The organism is Muricoprocola aceti (assembly GCF_025567005.1).
Classification (GTDB): Bacteria; Bacillota; Clostridia; order Lachnospirales; family Lachnospiraceae; genus Marvinbryantia; species Marvinbryantia aceti.
Map to the genome: position 1 here is coordinate 171,229 of NZ_JAOQKE010000003.1, position 6,678 is coordinate 177,906.

The following is a 6,678-nucleotide window of genomic DNA, read 5'->3' on the forward strand; positions in this document are numbered from 1 at the left end:
AGATATGAAAGGGGAAAAAAGATGAAAAAGAGATTTAAAAAGAAAGTTTTGTTGTCATTGATGACAGCTGCTGTGACATGTGTTTCAGCAATGGGAATGGTAAATGCAGAAGAAACAAATAGTACAGAAGAAGCAAAAGGTGTGGATGGTTCACTGGTAGGATTCTGTGCACTGGATACAGGAAATGCTTTTGTTGCAGGTCTGGCGGAGGATACGAAGTCACTCTTAGAAGCTGATGGTGCGGAAGTTCAGATTGCGGATGCGTCGCTGGATTCATCCAAACAGATAAGTCAGATTGAAAATTTTGCTGTAATGGGAGCTGATGCAATTATTGTAATTCCAGTAGATCCAGACAGCCTTACAGATTCCATAAAATATGCACAGGAGCAGGGAGCCAAAGTACTGGTTATGAATGGTGATACAAAAGCGTATGACTGCTTTATGACATCGGATCGATATGAAATAGGAAAGGCTGCGGCACAGCTTGCTGCAAACTGGATTGATGAAACATTTCCGGATGCTGAAGATGGATCTGTAGAAGTAGCTATTTTTGAAAGTAGAACAAATCCGGAAGAGGCAAACAATTCAGATGGAATGCATGAGATTACGAATTTGTGTCCTAAGGCCAACATTGTAAAAGTAGTGGATGGAATCGCAACAAATCAGGCGGCACAGGAGGCTGCATCTACACTTTTCCAGACAAATCCAGATGTAAAGGTGGTATTGTGTTTTAATGGAGAAGGATGCCTTGGGGTAAATGAATATGCTATGTCAAGCGGAAATGTGGAAAAAAGTGAATTCGCAACGTTTGGAGCTGACTGGTCAGATCAGATTGCAGAAGAAATACATAAATCTCTGACGGATGAGAGTCTGTATCGTGGAAGTGTAAAATTTGGAAGTGATAATATTCCACAAAATGCATATGAAATTGTTACGAAGATGCTGACTGGACAGCCATATGAAAAAGTTCAGCTTGATCCAATTGTTACTGTTGACAAAACCAATATTGATAAATATTATAAGGCGGAATAGTAAAAGCAGAGAGCAGTGTGGAACTTTTCCCACTGCTCTTTACTATAACAGGGGGGATTAAATTTGGAAAAAGAAATATCTCTGGCATTAAAAAATATTACAAAGCGTTATCCTGGTGTCGTTGCCTTAAATGATTATTCTATCGAATTTTACAAAGGAGAAATTCATGCTCTTGTGGGAGAAAATGGAGCAGGGAAATCAACATTAATAAAAGTAATATCAGGTGCTATTGAACCTGATGAGGGAAGAATCTGGATAGAAGGAAACGAATATCATGCAATGAACCCTGCAAAAGCAAGAGAACTTGGAATAGAAGTGATTTATCAGGAGTTTAATCTGATCGAAACACTTTCAGCAGCTGAAAATATTTTTCTTGGATGTAAAACAGGAAAATTAGTGAATCAGAAGATCATGAATGATAAGGCAAAGCAATTGTTTCAGGAATTTGAAATTGATATAGCCCCGGATTCTATGATTCGAGATTTGTCACCAGCGCAGCAGCAGATAATAGAGATCCTGAAGGCAGTTTCCAAAAATGCACAGATACTGATTATGGATGAGCCAACAGCACCACTTACGATGAAAGAGGTGGAACTCCTTTTTAAAATTATAAATAAGCTTCAGAAAGAAGGAGTAACGATTATTTACATTTCACATCGACTGGACGAAATTTTTGAAATTGCAGATCGTGTAACAGTTATGCGAGATGGAAATTACATAGGGACAAAATTGATATCAGAAACAAATAAAAAACAATTAGTAGCAGAAATGGTTGGAAGAGAATTGCAAGAAACTTACCCAGATGCTAAGATGGTATTGGGAGAAACTGCATTAGAGTTACAGAATGTAAGTGGAAATGGATGTAACAATATCTCATTCAATGTAAAACATGGAGAAATCCTTGGTATTGCAGGACTTGTGGGGGCAGGAAGAACCGAATTAATGCGTATGGTATATGGTGCAGATCATATGGTAAGTGGAACCATTCTTGTTGATGGAAAGAAAGTGAAAATCCATCACCCCAAAGATGCTATTCATTATGGAATAGGATTAATACCAGAAGACCGAAAGAATCAGGGATGCTTCTTAAATATGGATGTTTCCTGGAATATTTCCCTTATGAATATTCGTGAATTACAACGATATGGTGTACTAAGCAATGAAATGATACGCAATAATGCAAATAAGTATGTAGATGCGCTGCATATCAAAGTTCCTGATATTTTAGTGAAGGCTTCCACATTAAGTGGTGGAAATCAGCAGAAAGTAGCGTTAGCCAAGACACTTGCTGCAAAATGCAATATATTGATTTTCGATGAGCCAACAAGAGGTATTGATGTGGGAGCTAAACATGAAATATATCTGTTGATGCGTGAGTACGTGAATCAGGGAAATACAATTATTATGATATCCTCTGACATGGAAGAACTGCTTGGTATGTCTGACAGAATCGTGGTTATTCGAAATGGAGAAAAAGCGGGCGAATTGGAAAAAGAGGATTTCTCACAGGTAAAAGTTCTGGAATATGCATCCGGGCTGGTAGAATAAGAGAGGTGAATGAGATGTTGGAAAAAAATGAGAAACATGGACTGTTGTTTTATATGAAGGAATTAACTCTGGTAATAGTGTTGTTTGTCCTTTTGCTGCTATTTTATTGCTTTGCACCGAAGTTTATGACGATAGAAAATATAAAAAATATTTTAGTACAAAATGCTTATATTATCGTATCATCCATTGGAATGGCTTTTGTTATCATCGGTGGTGGAATAGATCTTTCGGTTGGATACCAGATTTCTCTGGTAGGGGTAATCACTACCATATCAATACAATGGTTTCATTTACCGGTATGGTGTTCTGTATTAATCGGATTGATGATAGGAACATTATTAGGTGCAATAAACGGGTTTTTGTCAGTAAAGCTGCAGGTACATCCGATGGTTATTACATTGGCAACAATGGCCATATATCAGGGAATTTCCTATATCATAACAAATTCAAATTCCATCTATGGTTTGCCGGACTCTTTCAAATTTATTGGACAGGGAAAAATATTGGGAATCCCTGTTAGTATTATCATAACTGTTATAGTATTAATAGGTGCGACATTTTTCCTTTCCAAGACTTATCCTGGACGCTACATTTATGCATTAGGAGGAAACGGAGAGGCGGCCAGACTTTCCGGAGTGAATACATCAGCCATGAGGGTAATTTCATTTGCGATATGTGGTTTCTTTGTAGCAGTGGCATCTATTTTACTGGTGTCCAGAAGTGGATCTATGAACTCATCAGTAGGTGCAGGAACAGAGTTTACCTGTATTACGGCAGCAGTACTCGGAGGAGTAAGCATGGCAGGTGGGGAAGGAAAAGTCTGGAAAGTTTGCGTCGGGGCCATTATTTTAGGTGTATTGTCTAATGGAATGCAGTTTGTTGGACTTGGTGTTTACCCACAATATGTGGCGAAAGGTATTATTCTTATGGCAGCCATCAGTTTTGATACTTATCAGAAAACTGCAAAAAGTAAGTAATTTGGAGGCAAATCTATGTGCAAAGTATTGATTGTAGATGATGAGGTGTATATATGTAAATTAATTGAAAACCTGATTGACTGGGATCAGCTTGGCATGTGGATTGTCGGAATTGCAAATGATGGATTAATGGCATATCAGATGATACAGGATAAACAGCCAGATATTGTGATCTCTGATATTCGGATGGCAGGATATGATGGAATCGATCTGATACGCCATGTAAGGGAAAACGGGCAGCATACGCATTTTATTTTTATAAGTGGCTATCGACAGTTTGAGTATGCTCAAAGTGCAATGAAATATGGTGCGGCAGATTATTTATTAAAACCAATTAATAAAGAAGAACTGAATACTGTATTGATCCGTATTCAGAAACAGATTGCAGAGGACTCCATATATCAGCTGGAAAAAGAAAAAATCCGTGAAATACAAAGGATGAATGAAAAGCTGACAGGAAAGCAGCTGATTGATTATCTAAATCGAAGAGAAGATGCCGATGAACTATTATTAAAAAGAGATTATGGATTGTTGATGGAAGAATGTAAAGCTCGTTTTGCTGTAATAAAACTATTTACAGAATCCGAGGGAGCAGAACACAGACAAATTGAGTTCGTTATTCGAAAAACAATACAAAGCCTGGAAACAGAGTGCCAGGTTTTGAAAAATAACTGTACCATAGCGAAAATGGAAGATGATATTGTTGCGCTTTTTGTTTATCGTAATTCTCAGGCTGATGAAGCACGAGAGATCATACAATCTTTGTGGAGACGGTTAAAAAATCTTACCAGAGAATATGGTAACTATTGTGTATCAGTAGGGTGTGGACCTGAAGCAGATACAACACAACAACTTCAGCAGTCATTTCGTATTGCTCGTCAGGCTTCCAATATGCGATTTATGCGGAATGCAGACAGCCAGATCGAATTAGATAAAATGTTGCCAAAAGAACTTTCATTTCAGGAGACATTCCCTCAGGGAATGCGAGAAATTTCGACTGCCTTATTATCATTTAATGCGGAAGTCGTATGGCAGGTTATAGAAAGAAGATTTGATGCAATTCGTGAAAATAAAAAGGCAATTCCGGAGAATTTTTCTGAAGGAATAGATATGATCGTTCATTGTATCCGGGAACAGTATAGCAACGTGAAAAAAGAGCAGCTGGAAGAGTTATGCACGATTCCTCGAAGAAAAGGATCCTATCTGCAGATGAAGCAGGCGGTGAAAGAGATTGTTTCCAAAATAATGAAAGATAGTTATGAGGAAAAACGTTATCAGGAAGAACAGCCAATACGAATTGCAAAAAAATATATAGAAGAAAACTATGCAGAAAATGTTTGCCTGGAAGAAGTTGCAGAATTGGCCTGCCTGAATGCGAATTATTTCAGTGCATTGTTTAAGAAAATCACGGGAAAGAATTTTAGTGAATATCTTACAGACTGGAGGATGGAGGAAGCAAAGAAACTATTGAGAACAACCACTAAAAACATGTCACAAATTTCTCTTGCGGTAGGATATAAGGATGCAAAATATTTCAGTAAATTATTTACGAAAACAGTGGGATTGAAGCCAAATGAGTATCGTAAACTCTACTCATAGAGAGGCAGATGAAAGCATGAAAAACAAAAAGCCAAATTATGAAAAAGGTCTGAAGGCAGTATCAGGAATATCAGGCATATTAGTACTACTGTTTTTGTTAATATCATGTTATACAGTAATGGCTCAGTGGAAATCAGGAAAACTCATAGTATTTGTTATTTTAGCTGGAATATTCTGTAATGTCATACTTCTTATTTTTCTTGCAAAGAAATGGAGAGAGCAGTTCCGTGGTATTATGGCGGAATTCCGAAAAATGTATAGTGATTTACTCCAGCTGCCGTCACCATGTATGAAGGAAAAAAGTGTTTTAAATGAGCTGTCAGATATGATAGATTATCTGGAGAAAGGGTTGGATAAAGCACTGATTTCATCATTAGCTTTAAAACAGGCAGAAATAAATGTATTGCAAAGTCAAATTAATCCGCATTTTTTATACAATATCCTGGATTCTATAAGAGGGCAGGCTTTATCAGAGGGAGTGCCAGAAATAGCAGATATGACAGAATCCCTGGCAAATTATTTCCGCTATTGTGTCACAAAGGATGATGGAATAGTTACATTGGCAGATGAATTAAAAAATGTGCAAAATTATTGGAAAATACAACAATATCGTTTTGGTGATAAAATTTCAATGGAAATTTTGCTGGATGGTACGTCACTTTACCCGGAAGAATATGAAATACCTAAGCTTATACTTCAGCCAATTGTTGAAAATGCCATTTTTCATGGTTTGGAGACAAAAACCGGAAAAGGGCATGTCGTCATACGTATCGAAAATACAAGCACATTATTAATGATTACAGTTATGGATGATGGAACTGGTATGGACGAAGAGGAACTGGAAAAACTAAGGACGCATTTAAAAGAGAAACAGCATGTAATAGGAAAAAATGAATATGGGACTCAGAGGAATTCTGGAATTGCATTATTGAATGTGAATGAAAGAATTAAGCTTCATTATGGTGATGAATATGGGCTGCAAATATCCAGTTCCAGACTTGTTGGAACAGAAGTAGAATTTGTATTGCCGGTAAAATCACCAGTTTATAAATAAAATTATGGGAGGAGAAAAATGAATATACAGGCAGAAGAGATTATGCGATTGCATGTGAATATTGAAAAGGAATTAGAAGTTGGTGAGCATCCAGAAGGGTTCTTGCGTGTCATTCCAATTACAGGAGGTACGTTTACAGGAAAGATGTTTAACGGAAAAATATTACCTGGAGGAGCAGACTGGAATACACAAATAAAACCGGATTATACACATGTTCATGCAAAATATTGTATAAAAGAAAACGATGGAACCATTATTTCCGTGGATAATGAGGGATATATCAATTTTACAGAAGAACGAAGAATCAGAACGATTCCAAGGTTTACCGTTTCTTCCTGTGATGCAAAGTATCAGGTTTTTCTAACGGGGATATTTGTTGGAGAACTGGATGCGTCAATGTCTGAGCAGGGGAAGATTGAAATAATAATATATAAATTAGAATGAGGAAGCCATCGGGAAGCCATCGGG

6 protein-coding genes are annotated in these 6,678 nt (G+C 37.2%); all 6 read left to right on the top strand.

The window, feature by feature from the left end; genetic code table 11:
* Positions 1 to 21 precede the first annotated feature (21 nt).
* The 6 genes from OCV47_RS04645 to OCV47_RS04670 all read left to right on the top strand — a co-directional run bounded on the left by OCV47_RS04645 (position 22) and on the right by OCV47_RS04670 (position 6,654).
* Positions 22 to 1,032 (top strand): sugar ABC transporter substrate-binding protein, encoded by a 1,011-nt coding sequence (locus OCV47_RS04645; protein ID WP_262654111.1) that lies wholly within the window; start codon positions 22 to 24, stop codon positions 1,030 to 1,032.
* A gap of 63 nt (positions 1,033 to 1,095) precedes the next feature.
* On the top strand, positions 1,096 to 2,580 hold the full coding sequence (locus OCV47_RS04650) for a sugar ABC transporter ATP-binding protein (protein ID WP_262654112.1): 1,485 nt from the start codon (positions 1,096 to 1,098) through the stop codon (positions 2,578 to 2,580).
* 14 nt (positions 2,581 to 2,594) lie between these two features.
* Positions 2,595 to 3,557: an ABC transporter permease gene (locus OCV47_RS04655; protein WP_262654113.1), complete on the top strand. Its 963-nt coding sequence runs from the start codon at positions 2,595 to 2,597 to the stop codon at positions 3,555 to 3,557.
* 15 nt (positions 3,558 to 3,572) lie between these two features.
* On the top strand, positions 3,573 to 5,156 hold the full coding sequence (locus OCV47_RS04660; protein WP_262654114.1) for a response regulator: 1,584 nt from the start codon (positions 3,573 to 3,575) through the stop codon (positions 5,154 to 5,156).
* Positions 5,131 to 6,210: a sensor histidine kinase gene (locus OCV47_RS04665; RefSeq protein WP_262654115.1), complete on the top strand. Its 1,080-nt coding sequence runs from the start codon at positions 5,131 to 5,133 to the stop codon at positions 6,208 to 6,210. Before OCV47_RS04660 ends, OCV47_RS04665 begins: the two co-directional genes overlap by 26 nt.
* A gap of 42 nt (positions 6,211 to 6,252) precedes the next feature.
* Positions 6,253 to 6,654, top strand: a complete 402-nt coding sequence (locus OCV47_RS04670) for a DUF3237 domain-containing protein (RefSeq protein WP_262654182.1) — start codon at positions 6,253 to 6,255, stop codon at positions 6,652 to 6,654.
* Positions 6,655 to 6,678 lie beyond the last annotated feature (24 nt).

Excerpts from the sequence above, each read along its gene's own strand:
- OCV47_RS04645 (WP_262654111.1), top strand. The coding sequence starts at position 22 with ATGAAAAAGAGATTTAAAAAGAAAGTTTTGTTGTCATTGATGACAGCT.
- OCV47_RS04655 (WP_262654113.1), top strand. The coding sequence starts at position 2,595 with ATGTTGGAAAAAAATGAGAAACATGGACTGTTGTTTTATATGAAGGAA.
- OCV47_RS04660 (WP_262654114.1), top strand. The coding sequence starts at position 3,573 with ATGTGCAAAGTATTGATTGTAGATGATGAGGTGTATATATGTAAATTA.
- OCV47_RS04665 (WP_262654115.1), top strand. The coding sequence starts at position 5,131 with ATGAGTATCGTAAACTCTACTCATAGAGAGGCAGATGAAAGCATGAAA.
- OCV47_RS04670 (WP_262654182.1), top strand. The coding sequence starts at position 6,253 with ATGCGATTGCATGTGAATATTGAAAAGGAATTAGAAGTTGGTGAGCAT.